Source organism: Streptomyces sp. NPDC088817 (genome assembly GCF_044750345.1).
GTDB lineage: Bacteria > Actinomycetota > Actinomycetes > Streptomycetales > Streptomycetaceae > Streptomyces.
On the sequence record NZ_JBIVJN010000008.1, the window covers coordinates 306,722 to 327,063 of the forward strand.

Annotated in this window: 29 protein-coding genes; 25 read left to right on the forward strand and 4 right to left on the reverse strand. The window is 70.1% G+C overall.

Features of this window, described 5'->3' with window-relative positions; genetic code table 11:
- From ACIP4X_RS17895 to ACIP4X_RS17925, 7 genes are all read left to right on the forward strand, one after another.
- Positions 1-537: a helix-turn-helix domain-containing protein gene (locus ACIP4X_RS17895; protein WP_401349326.1), complete on the forward strand. Its 537-nt coding sequence runs from the start codon at positions 1-3 to the stop codon at positions 535-537.
- The gene (locus tag ACIP4X_RS17900) at positions 534-806 is read left to right on the forward strand and encodes a hypothetical protein (RefSeq protein WP_401349179.1); all 273 of its coding nucleotides are present in this window, start codon (positions 534-536) and stop codon (positions 804-806) included. The genes ACIP4X_RS17895 and ACIP4X_RS17900 overlap by 4 nt, the downstream gene beginning before the upstream one ends.
- Positions 803-1,477 carry a hypothetical protein gene (locus tag ACIP4X_RS17905; RefSeq protein WP_401349182.1) on the forward strand — a complete coding sequence of 225 codons (675 nt, stop codon included), beginning with the start codon at positions 803-805 and terminating at the stop codon, positions 1,475-1,477. Before ACIP4X_RS17900 ends, ACIP4X_RS17905 begins: the two co-directional genes overlap by 4 nt.
- On the forward strand, positions 1,474-1,713 hold the full coding sequence (locus ACIP4X_RS17910) for a hypothetical protein (RefSeq protein ID WP_401349185.1): 240 nt from the start codon (positions 1,474-1,476) through the stop codon (positions 1,711-1,713). Before ACIP4X_RS17905 ends, ACIP4X_RS17910 begins: the two co-directional genes overlap by 4 nt.
- The gene (locus ACIP4X_RS17915) at positions 1,710-2,360 is read left to right on the forward strand and encodes a hypothetical protein (protein ID WP_401349188.1); all 651 of its coding nucleotides are present in this window, start codon (positions 1,710-1,712) and stop codon (positions 2,358-2,360) included. The genes ACIP4X_RS17910 and ACIP4X_RS17915 overlap by 4 nt, the downstream gene beginning before the upstream one ends.
- Positions 2,361-2,498: 138 nt before the next feature.
- Entirely contained in the window at positions 2,499-2,930 is a 432-nt protein-coding gene (locus tag ACIP4X_RS17920) for a hypothetical protein (RefSeq protein WP_326804939.1), read from the forward strand.
- A 199-nt stretch (positions 2,931-3,129) separates the two neighbouring features.
- Complete coding sequence (locus ACIP4X_RS17925; RefSeq protein WP_326804940.1) at positions 3,130-3,324, forward strand: hypothetical protein; 195 nt, start codon at positions 3,130-3,132, stop codon at positions 3,322-3,324.
- A gap of 631 nt (positions 3,325-3,955) precedes the next feature.
- Here the strand turns inward: ACIP4X_RS17925 and ACIP4X_RS17930 are convergent.
- The gene (locus ACIP4X_RS17930) at positions 3,956-4,420 is read right to left on the reverse strand and encodes a hypothetical protein (RefSeq protein ID WP_401349192.1); all 465 of its coding nucleotides are present in this window, start codon (positions 4,418-4,420) and stop codon (positions 3,956-3,958) included.
- 146 nt (positions 4,421-4,566) lie between these two features.
- Here ACIP4X_RS17930 and ACIP4X_RS17935 point away from each other — a divergent pair, with 146 nt between their 5' ends.
- A complete protein-coding gene (locus ACIP4X_RS17935) occupies positions 4,567-5,481 on the forward strand; it encodes a Ku protein (protein WP_401349195.1) in 915 nt (304 codons plus the stop codon).
- 17 nt (positions 5,482-5,498) lie between these two features.
- On the opposite strand, the gene ACIP4X_RS17940 is transcribed toward ACIP4X_RS17935, so the two are convergent.
- Positions 5,499-5,654: a hypothetical protein gene (locus tag ACIP4X_RS17940; protein WP_401349198.1), complete on the reverse strand. Its 156-nt coding sequence runs from the start codon at positions 5,652-5,654 to the stop codon at positions 5,499-5,501.
- Positions 5,655-5,751: 97 nt separating this feature from the next.
- Complete coding sequence (locus tag ACIP4X_RS17945; RefSeq protein WP_401349201.1) at positions 5,752-6,087, reverse strand: DUF6233 domain-containing protein; 336 nt, start codon at positions 6,085-6,087, stop codon at positions 5,752-5,754.
- Positions 6,088-6,110: 23 nt separating this feature from the next.
- On the opposite strand from ACIP4X_RS17945, the gene ACIP4X_RS17950 reads away from it, so the two are divergent.
- The 16 genes from ACIP4X_RS17950 to ACIP4X_RS18025 all read left to right on the forward strand — a co-directional run bounded on the left by ACIP4X_RS17950 (position 6,111) and on the right by ACIP4X_RS18025 (position 19,182).
- The gene (locus ACIP4X_RS17950; protein ID WP_401349204.1) at positions 6,111-6,329 is read left to right on the forward strand and encodes a hypothetical protein; all 219 of its coding nucleotides are present in this window, start codon (positions 6,111-6,113) and stop codon (positions 6,327-6,329) included.
- A gap of 300 nt (positions 6,330-6,629) precedes the next feature.
- Positions 6,630-7,277 (forward strand): hypothetical protein, encoded by a 648-nt coding sequence (locus tag ACIP4X_RS17955; protein WP_401349207.1) that lies wholly within the window; start codon positions 6,630-6,632, stop codon positions 7,275-7,277.
- A 1,107-nt stretch (positions 7,278-8,384) separates the two neighbouring features.
- A complete protein-coding gene (locus ACIP4X_RS17960) occupies positions 8,385-8,606 on the forward strand; it encodes a hypothetical protein (protein ID WP_401349210.1) in 222 nt (73 codons plus the stop codon).
- 409 nt (positions 8,607-9,015) lie between these two features.
- The gene (locus ACIP4X_RS17965) at positions 9,016-9,291 is read left to right on the forward strand and encodes an endonuclease domain-containing protein (protein WP_401349213.1); all 276 of its coding nucleotides are present in this window, start codon (positions 9,016-9,018) and stop codon (positions 9,289-9,291) included.
- Between the two features lie 607 nt (positions 9,292-9,898).
- Entirely contained in the window at positions 9,899-10,165 is a 267-nt protein-coding gene (locus ACIP4X_RS17970; RefSeq protein ID WP_401349216.1) for a hypothetical protein, read from the forward strand.
- Positions 10,143-11,624, forward strand: a complete 1,482-nt coding sequence (locus ACIP4X_RS17975) for a terminase (protein ID WP_401349219.1) — start codon at positions 10,143-10,145, stop codon at positions 11,622-11,624. The genes ACIP4X_RS17970 and ACIP4X_RS17975 overlap by 23 nt, the downstream gene beginning before the upstream one ends.
- A gap of 24 nt (positions 11,625-11,648) precedes the next feature.
- A complete protein-coding gene (locus tag ACIP4X_RS17980) occupies positions 11,649-11,864 on the forward strand; it encodes a hypothetical protein (protein ID WP_401349222.1) in 216 nt (71 codons plus the stop codon).
- Positions 11,851-13,209, forward strand: coding sequence for a phage portal protein (locus ACIP4X_RS17985; protein WP_401349225.1), 1,359 nt, complete (start codon positions 11,851-11,853; stop codon positions 13,207-13,209). Before ACIP4X_RS17980 ends, ACIP4X_RS17985 begins: the two co-directional genes overlap by 14 nt.
- Before the next feature lie 20 nt (positions 13,210-13,229).
- Positions 13,230-15,719, forward strand: coding sequence for a phage major capsid protein (locus ACIP4X_RS17990; protein WP_401349328.1), 2,490 nt, complete (start codon positions 13,230-13,232; stop codon positions 15,717-15,719).
- A 56-nt stretch (positions 15,720-15,775) separates the two neighbouring features.
- Positions 15,776-16,210 carry a histone-like nucleoid-structuring protein Lsr2 gene (locus tag ACIP4X_RS17995; protein ID WP_401349228.1) on the forward strand — a complete coding sequence of 145 codons (435 nt, stop codon included), beginning with the start codon at positions 15,776-15,778 and terminating at the stop codon, positions 16,208-16,210.
- Positions 16,211-16,213: 3 nt separating this feature from the next.
- Positions 16,214-16,735: a hypothetical protein gene (locus ACIP4X_RS18000; protein WP_401349231.1), complete on the forward strand. Its 522-nt coding sequence runs from the start codon at positions 16,214-16,216 to the stop codon at positions 16,733-16,735.
- Between the two features lie 30 nt (positions 16,736-16,765).
- Positions 16,766-16,969 carry a hypothetical protein gene (locus ACIP4X_RS18005; RefSeq protein ID WP_401349234.1) on the forward strand — a complete coding sequence of 68 codons (204 nt, stop codon included), beginning with the start codon at positions 16,766-16,768 and terminating at the stop codon, positions 16,967-16,969.
- Positions 16,966-17,433, forward strand: coding sequence for a hypothetical protein (locus ACIP4X_RS18010; RefSeq protein WP_401349237.1), 468 nt, complete (start codon positions 16,966-16,968; stop codon positions 17,431-17,433). The genes ACIP4X_RS18005 and ACIP4X_RS18010 overlap by 4 nt, the downstream gene beginning before the upstream one ends.
- Positions 17,434-17,453: 20 nt before the next feature.
- Complete coding sequence (locus ACIP4X_RS18015; RefSeq protein WP_401349240.1) at positions 17,454-17,720, forward strand: hypothetical protein; 267 nt, start codon at positions 17,454-17,456, stop codon at positions 17,718-17,720.
- Positions 17,720-18,748 carry a phage tail tube protein gene (locus ACIP4X_RS18020; protein WP_401349243.1) on the forward strand — a complete coding sequence of 343 codons (1,029 nt, stop codon included), beginning with the start codon at positions 17,720-17,722 and terminating at the stop codon, positions 18,746-18,748. Before ACIP4X_RS18015 ends, ACIP4X_RS18020 begins: the two co-directional genes overlap by 1 nt.
- Entirely contained in the window at positions 18,745-19,182 is a 438-nt protein-coding gene (locus tag ACIP4X_RS18025) for a hypothetical protein (RefSeq protein WP_401349246.1), read from the forward strand. Before ACIP4X_RS18020 ends, ACIP4X_RS18025 begins: the two co-directional genes overlap by 4 nt.
- Positions 19,183-19,249: 67 nt before the next feature.
- Here the strand turns inward: ACIP4X_RS18025 and ACIP4X_RS18030 are convergent, their stop codons facing one another.
- Complete coding sequence (locus tag ACIP4X_RS18030) at positions 19,250-19,636, reverse strand: hypothetical protein (protein WP_401349249.1); 387 nt, start codon at positions 19,634-19,636, stop codon at positions 19,250-19,252.
- 90 nt (positions 19,637-19,726) lie between these two features.
- Between ACIP4X_RS18030 and ACIP4X_RS18035 the strand changes: the two genes are divergently transcribed.
- Positions 19,727-20,206 carry a hypothetical protein gene (locus ACIP4X_RS18035; protein ID WP_401349252.1) on the forward strand — a complete coding sequence of 160 codons (480 nt, stop codon included), beginning with the start codon at positions 19,727-19,729 and terminating at the stop codon, positions 20,204-20,206.
- Positions 20,207-20,342: the final 136 nt, after the last annotated feature.

A 20,342-nucleotide genomic window follows, 5' to 3' on the forward strand; every position in this document is an offset into this window, starting at 1 on the left:
ATGCCCGCGCCACTGACGATCGCCGCCCGGCGCGCCATGGTCGAGGAACTCCGCCGCCAGGAGCCGACCATCAGCGCCAGGAAAATCGCTGCTCGGCTCGGGGTCGGCAAGGACGCGATCCGCCGGGACCTCGACGCGATCGAGACGGAGCAGCGCCAGCAAGCCACCATCGCGGCCACGGCCGCGCCGGTGAGCACGCCGCCCGCGCCAGCTCCCGCGCCGCCCAACGCGCCGAACCCTGCGCCGCCTGTGCCGGACCCCGCGCCGCCCGCGCCAGCCCCTGTGGCCCCCACCGCGCCGCCTACGCCAGTCCCCGCGCCGACCGAGCCGCAGCCCGCGCCACACGACACGCCACCTGACCGGCTCGTCCTCGTGCTCGACGAGCCACTGCGCCAGTCCCTCGCCGTGCTGCGCGCCGCCTGCGGCGGGGCGGACACCCCGAAGCAGAACGGGGCCGCCGCGCGCGCCGCGATCCACGCCGTGGCCGACACCATGCGCGAAGCCCAGCAGCGAAACCAGGAAGGCCCCACCCCGTGACCGACCGACCCGACCCCGCCGGCGAGCAGGTCGCCGCGGCGACCGCGCTGCTGATGGCGGCCATCACCTTCCGGGACCTGATGAGCTCCATGCACCCGACCGTCGCCGCCGCGATGCCCCCGGACCTCCGCAACCGAGTCACCTCCCACCGCTACCAGGACGCGTTCAACAGGCTGCCCGAGCACATCCGCGCCGCCGCCCACGAAGCCGTCCTCGCCGACCCGGACATCATCGCCGCCCGCCAGATACACGCTGAAGGCCAGTCATGAACCACCGCCCCTACCCGAACGCCGACCGCGCCCGCCACCAGGTGGAGCGCGGCCGCGCGCCCGAGCCGACGCGCTGCCCGGTCTGCGACCACCACGTCAGCCGCCACGCCCTCGAGGACGGGCAGCCCGTCTGCACACGAGGCAAGGGCCCGGTCTCCTGCCAGGACTGCGCGGAACTCTGGGCCCGCATGCCCGCCGTCGCTGCCATGGCGGAGTTCGGCCGCACCCTCAGGCACGGCACCGCCCGCCTGGTCCTCGTGGATCACCCGCGCCGGGCCGGGAAGTCCGCGGCCGCTGCGGCGGCCGTCGACCAGGCGGTGAAGGCCGGCCGGCACGTCCACGTCGCCGGCGGCGGCGGCGACGGCATACGGTGCGCCGGAGGAGACGAAGCTTGCTCCCTGCCCCGCAAGAACCCGATCGTCCTCGCCCGAGTTGTTCAGACCTGCATTACCAACCCCTCGCAGTGGAACGCCTGGACCGTCGACGGCAAGTACCTGTACCTGCGCTACCGGTTCGGCGTCGGCATCGTGTCCACGACCCCCCACTTCCGGACGCGGCCACTCGTCCGCTTCGAATATGGCGGCCAGTACGCCGGCGCCATGCGCCTCGCAGAGTTCTGCGAGCACGCCGGCCTCCGACTCGCCGGTGATGCGGAGGTGACCGGCCAGTGATCAAGGCAGTCCTGCGCGAACCCAACGGCGCCCCGGTCGTCGTCCTCGGCCTGTCCGGTGAGAACATGACCCGCCTCATGGCCGACGAACCGATCGTCGTCCAGCTCGCCGAGCTCGGCCTGCCGCCCCTGCGCATCCTGCTCATGGGCGGCCGCACCGAAGCCGACCTCACCGCCCAGCTCACCGAGAAGTACGGGCCGCCGCGGAAGACCATCAAGCAGGAGCCGGACCGGTGACCGCGCCGATACCCCGGCCGCCGGGCGCGTGGCGCGCGCTCGCCCGGGACGGCCACCTGAACCCGGAAGAACGCGCCATCCGGGACGCGGTCGTCGCCGCCCACACACCGGCCGACCCGCCCGCCGACACCCCGGCACAGCCCGCGGCTGTTCCTGACGGCGCCGCGCCACGAAAAAGGCTCGCCCCCTTCCAGTTGCTCATGGACCGTACCGGCTGGACGTCGAGCCTCACCCGGACCGCGGACCGGGCCCGCCTCGAGGCGGGCCAGCCCGACGGGGCCGCCGTCATACTCACCGCCGTACGCGGCCAAGACGTCAACGCGTACGTGCTGCCCGCCACTCAGAAGGCCGTGCCACGCTGGCGCGCCATCCACCCCGCAGACCTGGCCGCCTTCCTGACCCGCCGCCAGGTCATCGACCCGCACCTTCCGCCCAGCCTGTGCGCGTGCGGGAAACGCCGCTACCCGACCGCGGCCCGCGCGAAGGCCGCCATCGTCGACGTCACGATCCACCGCGTCGTCAGACAGCACGGCCTCCAGTACGAGCGGCGCGCCTACCGCTGCCCCGCCGACGACCTGGTCTGGCACCTCACCAGCCTCCCCGCGTGGTACGACGACAAGAAGCTCATGCACCGGAAGACCCGATGACCGCGTCCTCGCGCGCGAAGATCACCACCATGCCAGCCGCACTCATGTCACAGATCTGACATGAAATGTGCGCATCGCATTCATTAACTTCACACCAGCCTCACAATGGCAGCCGTCAGCACCAGAGTTGGGGGAACCATGCACGCCAGAACCGCACTTCTCATCGTTGCTGTCCTCGCGGGCACACTGACCGCATGCGGTGGAACCAGCACAGGTTCGCAGGCTGAGCGCCCGAAGAACGCGGCCCCCGCAGCGCCGGCAGAAGCAGCGCCGGAATCGAAGCCGGCTCCCAAGGCGGTCGGTAAGTACGAGCAGACGTGGAAGACGCCCTACTCGGACACCCCGTGCGGCGACTACCTCAACGAGATGAACGGCCACGAACGATGGGTGACCGCAGCCGACATGCTCGCCGGCGCACGTAAGACCGACGGTGGGAACAGCCTGCCAGCCGACTCGGAAGTCTCTCGCTTCCAGAAGGACGTCAGTACAGCCTGCCAGGGCAGCGCGGACATCACGATTACCGAAGTCGGGGCCGCCCTGTACCTCATGGATCCCAGCTACAAGCCGTAGCCCAGCACGGCCAACACCACAACGCCGCGCATGCGCTACTGGACGGTCTGGTGCCGCCCGCGTGGCCGGGACGCTGAAGCGCAACCCGGCCGCGGCGGTCGGCGCGCCGGTCAGCGAACCGCCGAGCTCGCGACTGTCCGCAAGGTCGACGACAGATCCCCCGTCGCGGTGGGGCTTCTTGTCCCAGACGGGGGAGTGCATGGCTGATGACCTTCGGCGGTTGGTACGGGTGGGGCGCTTCATGGCGCCGATGGCGATACGGGCGGCGAGGGAGGCCGTGTCGATGACCCACCGGCCGGCGACCTTGGCGGCGGTGATGGCTCCGCGGCGGCACCAGGTGCGGATGGTGGCGGCGGTGCTGGTGTTCATCGTGGGCTCCCTCCCCTTGCCGTGACTCGCCGCCCGGCGCGGCTACGGCAAGGCCGCAGGCGACTGACCGCCAATCGGCATGCGCTGCCCGGGAGCCCCGGACAGGGAGAGGCGTAGCTGGTGGCTCCTGCGTAAACATGCGCATCCACCCCCACTCGATGAGGTGGTGCTGCGCGCTTTCTGCCACTGGCAACCGCCGCGGGAACCTAGCGTGATTGCTCCCAACCTACCTAGGCAGAGGAGTAGAACCGTGATCATCCTTCTTCCCGACGGGCCCGGCTCGTGGCACCCCATCATCCTTGGATGACCCCTGCGCGCCCTGGGGGCTGGGCTCCCCGGGGGCACTTCGCAGACCAGACGGTGAGCGTCGGGGATCCCGCAACGTCCCCCTCATCACGTAGAGGGAATAGGTGAGACCGGGCCGGCCTACGGGCGACTGCACCGGCAGGCTGCCGCGAGCCTGAAGAGCGGCCCCTGTCATGCCGCCCGCCGAGACGAGGCCCCCGCCATCACGGCGGGGGCCTCGTCGTACGCGGACACCACCCCGCGCGCCGAGTCGGACCAGCCAAAGCACAACATCAGCACCTGCGACCCTACGGACCCAGGCCCGCGAACTCTCCCCAGGCGTCGGGAATCCGGCGAGAAAAGCCAAGCCGTCACGGCGTCCAGGCGTTGCTCTCCTTCAGCGCCGACCTGACCATGCCAGGCGTCACCACCAGCCGGCGCCCCAGCTCTGCCATCCGCATTTTCATGGCCCACAACAGCCCGATCTTCCGCTCCACCTTGCGGGTGTGCTCCTGCGCCACCAGATGCCACAGCAGATGCATCGCCCGGTCGGCAGCGGCCGCCACCACCTCGGCCGCAGCATCGGCGTCGACGTCCAGCTGCTTGCGCCAGGGGTCGCCGAGGTCGTCGCCGAGGCCGTACGCGAGTCGCCCGTCGACTAGTCGCCACGACAGCCACCATTCGGAGAACCGCATGGCGTAGCCGGTCTGCGGATCGGGGAAGACGATCTCCATCTCGGAGTCGGTCGCGTACTCCACCTGCCATCCCTTTGCTTCGAGCGCGTCAGAGATGGCCTGCACAGTGTCTGCCGGAAGGCGCACCCAGGTGTCCGTCATGACGCCCAGTATGCGACTCCGTCCGTCGCCGCCACGGACTGTGGACTCGCACCACTGCGGTGCGGAGACAGGCGGACGCGTGCATGGCGCGCCGGGCGTGCCGCTCGTAGGCTGATCCTGCTCGGGGCCTGTCGCGGAGGTCTGCCATGCCCCGAACTATCTGGAGCGGCGCGATCAGCTTCGGCCTGGTCACGGTGCCGATCCACCTCCAGTCCGCCACCGAAGACCACAGCGTCCGTTTCCACCAGTACCACCTGGAGGACATGGGCAGGGTGCGCGTGCGCAAGGTGTGTGAGCTGGAGAACCGCGAAGTCACACAGGACGAGATCGGCAAGGGCTACGAGTGGTCCCGGGACCAGGTCATCCCCATCAGCGATGCCGAACTCGACAACCTTCCGTTGCCCACCGCGAAGGCCGTGGAGATCGAGGCGTTCCTCCCGCTGGAATCCATCGACCCGATCCGGATCGGCGAGGGCTACTACCTGGCCCCGGACGGGCAGGTCGCCGCCAAGCCGTACAAGCTCCTGCGGGAGGCCCTCGGCCGCTCGTCCCGGGTAGCGGTCACCAAGTGGGCATGGCACGGCCGCGAGCGCCTCGGCATCCTCCGCGTCCGCGACGACGTCCTGGTCCTGCACCTGATGCGCTGGCCGGACGAGATCCGCGACTCTGCCGAAGTCGCCCCGCCCGCAGTCCAGGTCAGCGACGACGAGATCGACGGCGCCCTCGCCCTCATGGAGACGATGGCGCGCGACGACCTCTCCGGCGATGAGTTCCGCGACACGTACACCGAGGCCCTGGAGCAGATCATCGAGGCCAAGCGCGAGCACCGGGAGCCGCCCGCTGTGCCGGAGCCGGAAGCCGAGCCGGGGCAGGTGCTGGACCTGATGGCGGCGCTGAACGCGTCCGTGGAGAAGGCGCGCGCCTCGCGCGGCGAGGGCGAGGCCGACGTGCACGAGATGCCTGCGCCGAAGAAGACCGCCGCGAAGAAGCAGCCGGCCAAGAAGACGGCAGGGAAGAAGACCGCGGCGAAGAAGTCGGCCCGCAAACCGCGCAGCGCCTGAGATCTTTCCGCCCAGCATCAATCCATAGCTGGCCACTCTTCGGGCCCGCCGCCGTGCCACTCCACCAGGGGCGACATGGCCACGTCGAGGTCGTCCAGGCCGGCCCGCTCCATGAAGACCGACAGGTCATGCAGGCTGTACGCCGTGCCGAGGATGGTCCCGTCAGCACGCACCTGTCGGCCGCCACCTTTCCCGGGCGGTTCCACGATCACGCGAGCAGCCATGCCACCATCCTGCGGCCGGACCGTACAGGACGCATCGCGGCGTGGGTCAGTCGAGGATGCCGAGCGCGGTGTCCGGGTGGCAGTGCCCGCACGCCGGTACCCCCTCGGTGATCGCGCGCACCGCCATTTCCCGAGGCACGCCCTTCCACCGCTTGCCCGCCATGTGGCAACCGCCGACGTGCACGGTGATCGGCAGGGAGTCTCTGTTCAAGCCCTGCTCCAGGATCCACTCCGGCGCGGGCGGCCGAGCCGCGATCCCGCGCTGCTGCTCAGCCTCGCGCCGTTCGACGTCGGCGATCCGCTGCCGCACCCGCTCCAGGCTGTAGAGCAGCCACGTCTCCAGAGTGCGGAGACGAGGCAGATCCGGGGGCAGGTCGTTCACGCGTTCGATTCTATGATCGGGGGGTGAGATCGCAATCCACCGGGACCGCGCCCGAGCGCTACCACCTGACCCTCACCGCCGGCGGCCGCCCGGCCATGCATGGCTGGTGGGGGAGCGAGGCGACCGCCCGCCACAAGGTCGCGAGCTGGGTCGGCGAGTACGGCAGCCTGCCCGGCGCCCGCATCACCCTCACCGACGAGGCCACGGGCACCACGTTGACGACCTGGCCAGACGAGCCGTGACCCTCTGCCAAGATGCCGACCATGGCTCACCGCCCTTACCCAGCCCGCGGCCGCGCCCTTCGCCAGATCATGCGCCGCCACCGCAACCAGATCCCGCCCCACCTGCTCCCCGCCGCACTCCCCGCGGGCGCAGCCTCGGCCGGCACTTACCGCATGTCGCTACGCCGCGACGAGGGGAGCCGCGAATCACCAAGATTTGCCAATCGTGTTACATCTCCGCCACGAAGCGTTCATAGAGCATTCACTGACACCACAACTTCCCCACAATGACAGGCAGTCAGCACTGTCCTTGGGGGGACCATGCATACCAAAACCACTGCGCTCGCCAGCATCGCGATCCTTGCTGCCACCCTGACCGCATGCAGCAGACCCGCGCAGGGCACAGCCGAACGCGCCAGCACCGCCAGCACCGCGTCAGCCTCCGGTCCGGCCGACTGCGGGCCCGACTCCGACCTGTCCCAAGCCGAGTGGATGGAGCAGTGCGACACCGATAGCCCGGCCGCCACCGACGAACAGCCAGACACCGAGTTGACCGTCGGCGACACCTTCGCCTACACCGACGGCATCAAGGTCAAGGTCGGCAGCATCACCACCATCAAGCGGTACGAGGAGTACGACGATCGGCCGAAGGCTGACCAGGCGGCCTTCCGCATCACGTGGACCGTCACGAACAGCACGAAGAAGCCGTACGACCTGGACAACCTCAGCGTCGAGGCCCAGGGCGCCACCACCGGCGGGAAAGTCGACACCCTCTACATGGAAGCCGACTCCAAGGAGATGACCGGCCGCCTCGCCGTCGGTCGCAGCGGCACCTTCACGAAGGAGTACGCCATCGCCAAGGCCGACAGCGACCAAATCGTCTTCACCATGACCCGCATGGACGACGACTGGCTGAAGGACGGCAGCTTCCTCAGTGAAGACCCCCACTGGACCGGCAAGATCAAGTAGTCGCCGTGCACCGCGGGCCTGCCCGATACGCCGTCAGCCATGGCACACTGGCCTCACGGCATGACACGAACGCCGGCGCCGCATACGGCCAAGGTCTCTCGGGGCCCGTGTAGGAAGTCGCCGGCAACGGGGACGACTGAGGGCGCACGCGACGCTCGAGCCGCAAGGCCAAGGGTCACAGACTCCGCGTAACGGCAGGGCGCGCACGCCGACCCGCGAGGGGAAGGCCCACAGGGCCCGCGCCCCACAGAGTTCCCGGCAGGCGCTGCCGCTCTCCTGCAAGGCAGTGCACACGGCAGTAGCTCCGGGAAGCGGTAACCGCGAGGCCCGTGACGGCGTCCCGTCCTAGGCAACGGGGCGCCGTGAGGCCAGGAAGAGATGGGCCCTGGGCAGGAGGAGCCACGAGTCACGGCCCGGCTCATCATCCGTCACAGCTCCGCAACAGCCCTGCCAGTCCACCAGCCCCGGGACACGCTGACCCCGTGAACATCGATCTCAACGCCCTGGTCAGCCTCGTCGGCACCCTCGGTGCCGTAGCACTCGGCTCCTGGCTCACCGCCCGCGCGACAGCGCGCGCCAACGCAAAAGCAGAACGCGACACGCTCGGTGTCCAGTTCGACTCCATGGTGCTCGCGGTCGCGGAACTCCGCGCGGCTGTCGAAGCCGACCGCGTGCTGTGGAGCAACCGGTGGGAAAGGGCCCGCGCCGCCTTGCTGGCCGCCATGACCGGGCTCGGCCCGGCCGCATTCGTCAGAGGGTCCGACCAGCGCCAGATCGCGGCCATCCTCGGCGGAGCAGGCTGGTTCCTAGCGCAGGAGCGCACCCAGACGAAGGCGGCCACGGTCAGCCTCGTCCCGAAGCTGGCGGCGGTCGCCGCGGCCGCCGCCCCGCTCCTACGCCATTCCAATACGGGTGTCCGAGAAGCCACCGACCGCTTCATGGCGGCAATCTTCAGCTACCACGAATCCCGGGACACCGCAGAACTGGAGGCCCGAGCCGCAGACTTCGGCAGCGCTGTGCGCGCCGTCATCGACCCGCCGTCGGCTTCCTCTCCGCCGCCAGCAGTAACCCGCGGCTGTCACCTGACGAGCCATGCACACTGGACGCGTGACCCCCGCGCGCACCGGCAGAGACGGCCGGCCCCTCGTCACCACAGCCATGGCCGCCTACTCCCTCGGCATGAAGCCCGCCAGCTTCCGCAGTTGGGCACGCCGCCACAACATCACCGCCGCCACCTACCAACGGGAGCCCGGCACCACCGGCCAGGCCCCCGCACTGTGGGACCTCGCCGACCTCACCGATGTCATGCGAAACAAGAACGCCGCTTGACCAAAGATCACCTGACACGCATCATCAGTCATGGTGCGCGTACTGCCTCATGAGCCCGGCCACAGAGCCGGGCTCCAGCACGTCCGGGGCTCACTCCAACACCGGGGCTGAAGAACCACGGGGCCCACTTCAACACGGGGCCCGAACAACAAGGGGCCCACCAGCACGGGCCCCCGGACACCACACCCCACTCGCGCCGCACGCCGCAGCACACCACCACGCGCTGCTCACCGCGCCACGTCCGGGACACCCGGGCCCATCGACGCAGGGGGCCGCACTAACGGGGCCCCCAACCACCGGCACCCCACCCGGCGCACCCCCGGCAACGCCTCCACACCCGGGCCCACGACAGACACCCGCCCCCGGGGCGCCACACCAGCGGCCCCCACCCGCCCTGAGTGAGGTGACCATGGCCAGCAGCAACAGCAAGAACACCACCCAGGCCGGCTACGGCTACACCCACCAGTCCCTACGCCGCGCCCTCCTGCCCACTGCCTACGGCAAGCCGTGTCCGCACTGCCAGCAGCCGATGCTGCCTGGACAACCGCTCGACCTCGACCACACAGCCGACCGAACCTCGTATCGAGGCTTCGCTCACGCCACCTGCAACCGCAGCGAGGGCGCACGCCGCGGCAACGCCCAGCGCCGCGCCCGGCGCACCTGGCGGACCTCCCGCCAGTGGTAGCCGACCCGACCGGCCAGCCCCTGGCCCCCGGACTCCTCAACTCGCCCCGCCGCAGCGCCCGACCCGGCAGGCCACAGCGATCAAGCCTCTGACCTGCGCGAATGCTTGATCACTTCATCTCGGTGATCTTGCTGCGCCTCGTCGGAGGTGGTCGGGGCTGGGGGTAGGGGGGTGGGGTCGCCACGTGATCATGGCGCCCACTGACCCCGCCCCCCTTCAGGATTTCTCTCCCTGGGATTTTCGGCAACGTAACAAGGGCCCCTCCGGAATTAACCGGAGAGGCCCTGCGGTGGGGATCTTGAGTTCTTGGGGCTTCGAGCCTGACCCGGTCGGTGTTCCGTTCCCGGTGGCTCCGTTCTGCCTGTGGAACTAATAGTGACAGCACGGTAGTTGGGTGTCAACCCGAACAACTCCCTTCTTTCCAACATCTTTTGGGGCGCACCGGTAGGAAAGGGGGTCGGGCGTGAAGAAGTGTTGCGAGGCCTGCGGCGAGTCCTTCGAGGCGAAGCGGACGACGGCGCGGTTCTGCTCGGACCGGTGCCGGATGCGTGCCCACCGGCGGCCCGCCGAAGGCGAACAGCCGGCCCCCGTAACGTCACAGCCGCCGGTGCAACGCGAAGACGGCACTGAGTCGCTCGCGGCGGCCGCGCGCGGCGAGCTCGCCGCGGTGGGCCGGGACCGTACGGCGGCCGGCCAGGCGGTGCTGGTCCTGGCCCGGCGGATCGACGCGAACAGTGCGGAGACCGGCTCGTCGCTGGCGGCGATGGTCCGCGAGTTCCGGGCCGCGCTGGCCGGCGCCCTCGAGGGCGCGGGGGAGGCCGTGGACCCGGTCGACGAACTGCGGGCGCGGCGTGACCGCAAGCGTTCTGGTTGAGCCGGCCTACCGCAGCGAGCCGGAGTGGCACAGCACGCTGGGCCCGGAGGTCGCAGACCTGTCGCGGCTGGCCGGGTTCGCGCCGGATCCTGAGCAGCAGCTGATCCTTGATGCGACGTTCGCCATCGACAAGCGGGGTAAGTCGGCCTCGTTCGAGGTCGCCGCGGTGGTGGGCCGGCAGAACCTGAAGACCGGCACGATGAAGCAGATGGCGCTCGGCTGGCTTTTCGTCACCGAGGAGCGGCTGATCGTCTGGTCGGCGCACGAGTTCCGGACGGCGCAGGAGTCGTTCCGGGACATGGAGCAGCTGATCGAGTCGTCGTCGTATCTGTCGCGGCGGGTGAAGCACATCCACCGCGGCAACGGCGATGAGGCGATCGAGCTCCACGGCGACCGCAGGCTGATCTTCAAGGCGCGGACGAAGGGCGGCGGCCGCGGCCTGTCCGGCGACAAGGTCATGCTGGACGAGGCGTTCGCGTTGCAGCCGATGCACATGGGTGCGCTGCTGCCGACGCTCGGTGCCCGCCCGGACCCGCAGGTCGTGTACGGGTCGTCGGCGGGCCTGGCGGAGTCGGTGGTGCTGCGCGGGATCCGGGACCGCGGCCGGGCCGGGCAGGATGCGCGGCTGGCGTACTTCGAGTGGTGCGCGCCGCCGCCGGCGGAGGCCTGCCGGAACGGCGTGAAGTGCACGCACGCCCTGGACGCTGTCGGCTGCGGTTGCGACCGGCCGGAGTTCTGGGCGATGGCGAACCCCCAGCTGGGGCGCAGGATCAGCCCGGTCACGATGGCGTCGTTTCGGCGGGCGTTGCCGCCGGCAGAGTTCGCCCGCGAGCACATGGGCTGGTGGGACGAGCCGGTCGGCGGGCTGGTGCCTATCAGCGCGGACGCGTGGAAGGCGTGCGCGGACGCGGGGTCGATGGTGCAGGACCCGGTGGCCATGGCCGTGGACATCACTCCGGACCGTTCGATGTCCGCGATCGCGATGGGCGGTCGGCGCGCGGACGGCCTGGTCCACGGTGAGCTCGTCGACCACCGGCCCGGGACGGGATGGGTCGTCGACCGGCTGGTGGACCTGGCGAAGAAGTGGCGGCCGTGCGTGCTGGTGCTGGATCCCTCGAGCCCGGCTGGCTCGCTGGAGAAGGCTCTGAACGAGCGCGGCTTCAAGGTCGAGCCGGCCGGCGGGGAGTGGCGGCTCCAGCTGGTCGGCTCGCGCGAGTACGCGCAGGCCTGCGGGGCGTTCACCGATGACGTCACCAACGGCCGCTTCCGGCACCCCGACCAGGGCCCGCTGAACAAGGCCGTGGAAGGGGCGGCGACACGGCCGCTCGCGGAGGCGTGGGCGTGGTCGCGCCGCAACAGCCAGGACGACATCTCCCCGCTGGTGGCGGTCACGCTCGCCCGGCACGGACATGCCGCGTTCGGGGTGGCCGAGCCGGTGGAGCCCTTCTTCATCCGATGACGACAGGAGAGGTGGGCGGCGCCGGTGGCGGTGTGGGTTGACCCTGACGCGTTCGACGAGATCACCGAGCAGGCGCGGAAGGTCCGGTTCTGGCGGACGGTGCTGACCGCGGTGGCCGGGCTGCTGTTCGGGCTCGGCTGGCTGACGGCGAAGGCCTGCGGCCTGCTGTGGCTGGCGGTGGCGTGGGCCGGGACCGCGGTGAAGGTCGGATGGCAGGAGGCGCGCCGTGGGTCTGCTTGACCGCGTGTCCGCCGCCATGGGTTCCGGTGCGCGCCGGCGGGACAGTGCCCCGCTGGGGCTGGATGAGTGGGCGCAGTTCTTCACGTTCGGCGGTCTGAACTATCCGATGGTTCAGACGACGATGAACGCGATCAACGAGGAACAGATCGCGCTCACCTCGTCGGCGGCGTTCAAGAGCAACGGGCCCGTGTTCGCCCTGGTCGTCGCCAGGCTGCAGGTGTTCTCCCAGGTGCGGTTCCAGTGGACACGCTTCGAAGCCGGGCAGCCCACCCGCCTGTTCGGGTCGACCGAGCTGGGGGTGCTGGAGCGGCCGTGGCCGGGCGGCACCACCGGGGACCTGCTCGCCCGCATGGAGGTCGACGCCTCCCTCGCCGGGAACTCCTACATTCGCCGCACGAAGGCGGACCGGCTGAACCGGCTGCGCCCGGACTGGGTCATCGTCGTCCTCGGCTCGAAGGAGAACGCCAACCACCCGTCCGAGGCGGCGGACGTCGAAGTCGTCGGGCACGTCTACGACCCGCCGTCCGGGCCGATGAAGTTCTTCCCCATCGACGGCAGCGAGGGCCGGATCGCGCACTACGCGCCGCTGCCCGACCCCGACTTCCACTTCCTCGGACAGTCGTGGATCACCCCCGTCATCCGGGAGATGCAGGGCGACTCCCTCGCCACCGAGCACAAGGCCCGCTTTCTGACGAACGCGGCCACGCCGAACATGGCGATCAAGTTCGACCCGTCGGTGTCGCTGAAGCAGGTCCGCGACTTCAAGGAGCTCATGGAGGCCGAGCACAAGGGCGCCTGGAACGCGTACAAAACCCTGTACCTGGGCGGCGGCGCCGACGCGAAGGTCATCGGTAAGGACTTCCGCGAGCTCGACTTCGCTGCGACGCAGGGCAAGGGCGAGTCCCGGCTCGCCGCCGCAGCCGGCGTCCCGCCATCGTGGGTCGGGTTCTCCGAAGGCCTCCAGGGGTCAAGTCTGAACGCTGGCAACTTCAGTGCGGCGCGCCGCCGCTTCGCGGACGGCACCATGCAGCACCTGTGGAGCAACGCGGCCGCCAGCCTGGAACCCCTCCTGACACCGCCTGGCGATGGCGCGAGCCTCTGGTTCGACACCAAGGCCGTCGCGTTCATGCGGGAGGACGCCGGAGACCGAGCCGCGATCGCGCAGAAGGAAGCCTCCACGATCACCGCCCTCGTCAGGGACGGGTTCACCGCCAAGTCCGCGATCGACGCGGTCATGAACCAGGACTGGTCCAGGCTCCAGCACACGGGCCTGACCTCCGTGCAGCTGCAGCGCCCCTCGGACGGCGTCCAGCCCATGCCGAAAATGGAAGGAGCCGGCCCGTGACCGGACAGCTCTACTCGCGCGTGTTCGCGCTGGACGACATCGCCATCCGGGCGGGCGGGGACGGCCGCACCGTGACCGCGTACGCCGCCGTCTTCGACAGCCCCGCCGAGATCCGCGACCAGGACGGCCACTACCAGGAGCAGATCTCCCGCAGCGCGTTCGACAAGACGCTGAAGGAGCGCGCCGGCCGCTTCGGGGTGTTCTACAACCACGCCCGCACCCTGCACGGCACCCCGTCGGAGAAGGGCTCGGTGCCGATCGGTACGCCGCTGGAGGTCCGGCCCGACGGGCGCGGCCTGCTCACCGTCACCCGGTACAACAAGACGCAGCTGGCGGACGACGTCCTCGAGGCGATCCGCAACGGGGACATCACCGGGCAGTCCTTCACCGGACGGTTCATCAAGTCCGACCCGAAGGGCCCCTACCTGCCGGCGCGGGCCGGTGACCTGACGCTGGTCACGCGGCAGGAGATCGCGCTGATCGAGTACGGGCCCACCCCGATCCCCGCCTACCACGACGCCGAGATCGTCGGCGTGCGAGCGGACGGCGCCGCCGCCGACCGGGGCAACATCGACACCCCCAACGCCGCCGACCTGAACACCGAGGCCCGCGCCTACGCGGCCGCGGAGGGCTGGGCGATGGAAGACGGCTCGTATCCCGTCCGGCCGCTGGAGATGCACGGCCGCCAGGACCTCGAAGCCGCCATCCAAGCCGTCGGCCGCAGCTCGGGATCCCACGACCAGATCCGCGCGCACATCGTCAAGCGCGCCCACGCCCTCGGCCTCCAGGCGCTGATCCCCGCCGACTGGCCGACCAGCCCCACGACGACTTCCGGCGGCAGCACAACAAGCACCGCCGCCGGCAGCACCACGAGCAGTAGCACTTCGGGCCGGACCGAGCCCGCCACCGGCACTCCAGCCGCCCCCAGCACTGGAGCCGCCACCGGCAGGACCGAGACCACGCACGGAGCCGCGACCGAGCCGCGAACGCACTCGGTGACCACCCAGACCAGCACATCCCGGGAGGGAACCATGGACGACCGCATGACGGTCGAAGAGCGCGCTGCGCGCCAGAGCGAGATCCGGGCGCGGCTCCAGGAGATCGAGGGTGAATACTCGGGCGCGACGATGCCCGAGGAGATCCAGACCGAGTGGGACGGGCTCCTGGAGGAGAACACCGCTCACGCCCGCGCCATCGAGGAGTCCGAGCGGCGCAGCGCGCAGCTGCGTGCCGTGCTCGACAACCCGACCGCGACCGAGCGGGTCGCCGCCACGTCGGTCGGCTTCGGCGGCGGCCGCGGCCCGGCGGTCATCACCACCCGGGACATCTACGACCTGACCGAGGCCCGCTCGCAGGCGCGCAGCCTGGAGGACCTGCCGGGCATCTACCGGGACCGGGCGATGCGCGCGATCGAGCTGGCGCAGTTCCCGGGCATGGAGTCCCGGGAGGACGCGCAGACCCGCGCGGCCTACCTGGTGGAGACCATCGACGACGAGCACGGCACGCTCGCGCGGCGCATGCTCCAGACCGGCAGCCCCGTCTACAACCGCGCTTTCGGCAAGATGATCACCGCGCTGTCGCAGAACGGGCTCACCGCGGAGGAGTCCCGCGCGCTGCAGCTCGGTGTCGACGCGAACGGTGGCTTCGCGGTCCCGTTCCAGCTGGACCCCACCGTCATCCTGACGAGCGATGGCACGATCAACCCGCTGCGGGAGGTCGCGCGGATCGAGCAGATCGTCGGCAAGGAGTGGGACGGCGTCACCTCCGCCGGCGTCACCGTCACGCGTGGCGCGGAGAACGACGAGGCCCCCGACTCGTCGCCGACCCTCGCTCAGCCCAAGGTCGTCACGCAGCGTGTCCAGGGCTTCGTGCCGTTCAGCGTGGAGATCGAGCGGTCGTGGAACGCGATGCGCTCCGAGATCACCATGCTGCTCCAGGACGCCAAGGACACCGAGGAGGCGACTTCGTTCGTTCTCGGTGACGGCTCCGGTACGAACGCGGGCGGCATCATCGGCACCCTGCCGTCGAACCGCCGTGTCGCCTCCGCTGCGACCGGCACCCTCAGCGTCCCCGACGACGTATACGCCGTCGAGGAGTCGCTGGCGCCCCGCTTCCGGGCCCGCGCGTCGTGGCTCGGGAACAAGAGCATCTACAACCGGATCAAGTCCGTCGCAGCCACCATGGGCGGCCTGTCCAACGACCTGTGGGCGCGGCTCGGTGCGGGCATGCCGCCGGAGCTGGCCGGCTACGCCGCCCGTGAGCTGTCCTCGATGAAGGACTCGATCGCACCCAGCGGCGGCGGGAACAACCTGGTGCTGCTGTTCGGCGACTACAAGCGGGGCTTCCTCATCGTCGACCGCATCGGCATGAGCATCGAGCTCGTCCCGCACCTGTTCGGGCCGAACGGCCGCCCGACCGGCCAGCGCGGCATCTACGCCTACTGGGGCAACAACTCCAAGATCCTCGTCCCGCAGGCGCTGCGCGCCCTGAACGTCGTCAGCCCCGCCTGATCCGCGCCGGGCCCCGGCCACACGGCCGGGGCCCGCCCTCATGAAAGGAGCCTGCGATGGCAGGAGAGATCCTCGTCGCGAAGGTGAGCGCGTCCGTGATCCACGGCGGGCGCACCATCATCCTGACGGCCGGGAAGACGACCGTGCGGGCCGGGCACGCGCTGCTGACCGGCCGCGAGCACATGTTCATGCCGCTCCACGTCGACTACGACGTCGAGGACGCGGGGGAGCCGGGTGACGACTCGGGCGGGGAGCCGGAAGGGGCCATGGCCCAGACGATGCGCGCGAGCGTCGCTCCCGACGACACCGAGGCCGCCCCCGAGGACGCCGAGTCGGAGCCGGAGCAGGCCCCCGAACCGGAGCCGGAGCCGGCGCCGCGGCCGGACGCGAAGGCCGTACGGGCGTGGGCGGCCGAGAACGGCGTCGACGTGCCCGCCCGCGGCAAGATCCCCGACAGCGTGTACGAGCAGTACCAGGCCGCGCAGGACTGACGCATGGCCATCGTCACGCTCGCCGAGGTCAAGGCGCAGCTGAACAACGTGGACGACACGGACGATGACACCGAGCTGATGCTGTACGCGGACGCTGCCACCAGCGCCCTCGAGGAGCACAAGCACGAGGTCATCGAGCGCCGGGAGTTCACCGAACAGGTCACCGCCGGGGGATCGGTGCTTCGGCTGTCCCACACCCCCGTCGTCGACCTGGTCTCGGTGGTCGGCGTGGACAGCGGACAGGAGTGGGACACGTCCCGGCTGCGCGTCAGCCCGTCCGGGCTGGTGCGTAGCCTGTCCGGCCCGGCACTGGTGGGCGCCCTGGAGTTCACCTATACGGCCGGGCCCGCGGTGCCACGGCCGGGCGAGAAGCTGGCGGCGCTGATCGTCATCCAGCACCTGTGGGAGACGCAGCGCGGCCGCGCCGGCGCTGTCTACGCCGGCGACGTCGTGGTCCCGGCCGGATACGCCATCCCGAACCGCGCGGCCGAACTCCTGGGCGCGCCCACCCCGGTGGTGGCGTAGATGGGCTGGTGGTCGTGGGCCCTCACTGCCGTGGGCATCACCGGCCTCTACTTCGCCGGGCGTCGACGCGCTCTCGGATGGGCCATCGGCCTTGGCGCCCAAGCGCTGTGGCTCGTCTACGCCGTCACTACGCATCAGTGGGGCTTCCTGGTCTCCGCATTCGCCTACGGCGGGGTCTACGCCAAGAACTTTCTCTCCTGGCGATCCCAGCAAGAGCAGGAGGTCCCATCGTGACTGCCCCCTCCCGTGTACCTGAGTTGATTGACAACTACCTGGCCCGCCTCACTGCCGCGCCGGGCCTGGCCGGCGTGAAGATCGTGGACGGGCCCCTCGTCAGTAACTCCGCGGCCGCCGAGTGGCTGTTCGTCGGCTACGACGGCGACCCGGAGGGTGAGGCCAACGTCGCGTCGACCACGCAGACGTGGGCAGGCCTGGGCGCTCGCGCGAAGAACGAGGAGATCCAGCTGACCTGCGCAATCCTCGTGCGGAGGGGGTCCACCGCCGTCAAGCCGCTGCGGGACCGCGCGTTCGCCATCTTCGCCGAGGCCGAGGCCGTCGTGCGGGCTGATCCGTCCCTTGGCCTGCCCCCGCCAACGGTGTGCAGCATCACCGAGACCGCCTTCAGCGCGCCGCAGACCGACAAGGGCATCGAAGGCCGGCTGGCATTCACCCTCGCCACCCTCCCAACCCGTATCTGACCCCCAGCAAGGAGAACCCCATGGGCGCCGTACGCCTGCGCAACCTCGGGGAGGCCGTGCACCTGTACGCGCCCCCCGGGAGCCCCCAGAGCCTGCCCGTCGACGCCGGGCAGGTCATCACCGTCGCCGGACCCATGACGGAGACCGACGACGCCTACGTCTGCGGCGCGGACGGCCACGAGCGTGCCTTCCCCAAGTCGCAGTGGGCCGTCGAAGCACCGCCGGCCCGCGCCAAGAAGACCGCCACCCCGGCGGTTGCTGCTGAAGAGAAGGGCGGCGACAGCTGATGCCTACCGGATCCGGGCTGGATGCCCAGCTGGTCGTAGCGGAGGAATCCGTGTGGGGCACCAGCGTGACCCCCACGAAGGCCTACGAGTTCAACGACGAGTCCCTCAAGCTCGACCCCAGCTTCCTCGAGCCGACGGGGCTCGGCGCGGGCCGCAAGTACAAGCGGGCCAGCCGGGTCAGCATCTCCCGCCGCTCGGTGTCCGGCGACGTCACCATGGAGCACTCCACCCGCGGCATGGGCCTGTGGTGGAAGCACGCCCTCGCCTCCAACGCCACCCCGGTGCAGGTCGCTGACGGCGACGCCTACGAGCAGGTCCACGTCCCGGGCGACTTCCGCGGCAAGGGCCTCACGGTGCAGGTGGGCCGGCCGGAGCCGGCGACGGGCATCGTCCGCCCGTTCACGTACTCCGGCTGCAAGGTGAGCCAGTGGGAACTCACCGTCTCCGACAACGGCATCCCCACCCTCAAGCTCACGGTCGACGGCCGCGACGAGGACACCACGAAGCCGCTCGCCGCCGCCGCATACCCGGCCGGCGCGCACGTTTTCTCCTTCGCTGGGGCGTCCCTCAAGCTGGGCGGCACCGCCGCCACATCGTCCGGAAAGACCACGGTGACCGGCGCGCAGGCGATCGCCACCGTCGTCACCGAGGTGTCGGTGTCCGGTGAGGCGCCCATGGCCACGGAGCGGTTCGGCATCTCCAACGGCGGCCTCAAGGCCGAGCAGTTGGAGAACGACACCCCCACCATCACCGGCAGCCTCAACGCCGAGTTCTCGAAGACGGAGTTGTACGACCAGTTCGTCGCCAACGCGACCATGCCGCTCGTGCTGACGCTGGAGGGCGAGGCGATCGAGTCCGGGCAGCCGGAGCTCCTGGAGATCATTCTCCCCGCCACCAAGATCAAGACGGCGGCGCCGAACGTCGGCGGCCCCGACATCGTCGAGATGAGCACGGATTTCGAGGCCTACGACGACGAGGTCAACCCCCCTATTCAGGTCCGCATCATTTCGAAGGACAGCGCACTGTGATCATCAAGCTGACCGTTCAGGGCGCCGTCTACGACGTCGACGCCCAGCGACTGCTGCTCGCCGAAGCGCGAGAGCTGAAGACCTTCACCGGGTTCACACCCCCCAGGTGGTTCGCGGCGCTCGACGACGCCGACCCGGACGCGACCGCGTACCTCATCTACCTGGCCAAGAAGCGCGCCGGGGAGGCGCTGCGGTACAGCGACCTGGACACGGTGGACTACGCGGACATCGAAGTGGAAATCGTCGAACCCGGCGCTCCGGAGGGCGAGGCCCAGGCCGAGGCAGCGGCCGCGGGTGATGACGCGGTGGGGGCGGGGCCGGACCCTACGCCGGCCTCTGGCCACAGTGGGACGACCCCGAACGACGGTACTGGGAGTACCTCGGTGCCCTCGCCTACCGTTTCAAGTACACCCCAGCCGACGTCGGCGCCCTGACGCTGGACGAGTTCGACGTGCTCGCAGAACTCTGCGACCAGCTCGCGAAGGAGTACGACGTCGACGACTAGGAGGCGTCGGCGGTCTGCGGCTCACCGAGCCGCAGACCGCACTCGGGACAGCGCGCGTTCCGCTCAGCGGTCTCGTTCGCCTTCCCAGCCGCCCCACCCACGACCAGGAAGACGACGAACGCGAGCAGCACGGCGAACGCGTCGGGGTGAGCCCATCCGGTCCGGGCGATCGCGACCGGCCACAGCACGATGCCCGCGGCCCCGTGCACGGTGTCGTCGGAGAAGGTGTGCATCGCGGCGACGAGACACGCTGCGAGCGAGGCGAGCGCCCACAGCACGACCCACATGAGCACGCTGACCCAGCCGTCTTTCACGACGGGATTCACGTCCTGGTCGCAGTGCCGGCAGCGCTCGATCGTCTTGGCTCTCGACTTGCTGGCCATCTCTCATCCCCCCAGATTTCCGGCCTGTTCTGCCGGATGCTCCCACCGGGCGTATACCCGGTCAACTTGATCATCATCAAGGGAGGGTTCATGGTTGCAGGGCTGGAACTGCGCACGGGCAAGGAGCTGAAGCGGATCGCTTCCGAGCTGCGCCGCATGAACGACCCGGAGTTGAAGAAACGATTCTCCAAGGAGCTCCGGGAGGCGGCGAAGCCGATGGTGCCGGCGGTGCGCAAGGCGATCCGGGAGATCCCCTCGAAGCGCCGGTACACGGCGTCCGGGCTGCGCGGCCGCATGTCCAAGGCCGTGAAGCTCGAGGTGCGGACGTCTGGCAAGGACGCAGGTGTCCGTATCCGCGTGGACGGCCGGAAGATGCCCGACAAGGAAAAGTCCCTCCAGAGCTACATGGAGGGCGTCAAGCCCCGATGGCGGCACCCGGTGTTCGGCCACGACGTGTGGGTGCAGCAGCCGGCCAAGCCGTACTTCTTCAAGACGGTTGACCGGCTGGGGCAGCAGACCCGGCAGAGCGTCAACCGGGCCATCGACCAGGTCGCCAAGGACATCACGTAGCAGCAGCCGCCCCGTGCAGCTGCGCCGGGCGGCCTGTGACCGGGTGCTCGCCTCTCGCTGAGCCCCTCCTCTTCTCTGATCCATCCTGACCGGCGGTTCCGCCGCGTCCCGACCCCTTCGAGGGGAGGTGCCGCGG

Bases quoted from the DNA above. Each gene is read 5' to 3' on its own strand.
- ACIP4X_RS18020 (WP_401349243.1), top strand. From the start codon at position 17,720: ATGCCTACCGGATCCGGGCTGGATGCCCAGCTGGTCGTAGCGGAGGAA.
- ACIP4X_RS17920 (WP_326804939.1), top strand. From the start codon at position 2,499: ATGCACGCCAGAACCGCACTTCTCATCGTTGCTGTCCTCGCGGGCACA.
- ACIP4X_RS17905 (WP_401349182.1), top strand. From the start codon at position 803: ATGAACCACCGCCCCTACCCGAACGCCGACCGCGCCCGCCACCAGGTG.
- ACIP4X_RS18030 (WP_401349249.1), bottom strand. From the start codon at position 19,636: ATGGCCAGCAAGTCGAGAGCCAAGACGATCGAGCGCTGCCGGCACTGC.
- ACIP4X_RS17995 (WP_401349228.1), top strand. From the start codon at position 15,776: ATGGCAGGAGAGATCCTCGTCGCGAAGGTGAGCGCGTCCGTGATCCAC.
- ACIP4X_RS18035 (WP_401349252.1), top strand. From the start codon at position 19,727: ATGGTTGCAGGGCTGGAACTGCGCACGGGCAAGGAGCTGAAGCGGATC.
- ACIP4X_RS18015 (WP_401349240.1), top strand. From the start codon at position 17,454: ATGGGCGCCGTACGCCTGCGCAACCTCGGGGAGGCCGTGCACCTGTAC.
- ACIP4X_RS17965 (WP_401349213.1), top strand. From the start codon at position 9,016: ATGGCCAGCAGCAACAGCAAGAACACCACCCAGGCCGGCTACGGCTAC.
- ACIP4X_RS17930 (WP_401349192.1), bottom strand. From the start codon at position 4,420: ATGACGGACACCTGGGTGCGCCTTCCGGCAGACACTGTGCAGGCCATC.
- ACIP4X_RS17955 (WP_401349207.1), top strand. From the start codon at position 6,630: ATGCATACCAAAACCACTGCGCTCGCCAGCATCGCGATCCTTGCTGCC.
- ACIP4X_RS17895 (WP_401349326.1), top strand. From the start codon at position 1: ATGCCCGCGCCACTGACGATCGCCGCCCGGCGCGCCATGGTCGAGGAA.
- ACIP4X_RS17925 (WP_326804940.1), top strand. From the start codon at position 3,130: ATGGCTGATGACCTTCGGCGGTTGGTACGGGTGGGGCGCTTCATGGCG.
- ACIP4X_RS17935 (WP_401349195.1), top strand. From the start codon at position 4,567: ATGCCCCGAACTATCTGGAGCGGCGCGATCAGCTTCGGCCTGGTCACG.
- ACIP4X_RS18000 (WP_401349231.1), top strand. From the start codon at position 16,214: ATGGCCATCGTCACGCTCGCCGAGGTCAAGGCGCAGCTGAACAACGTG.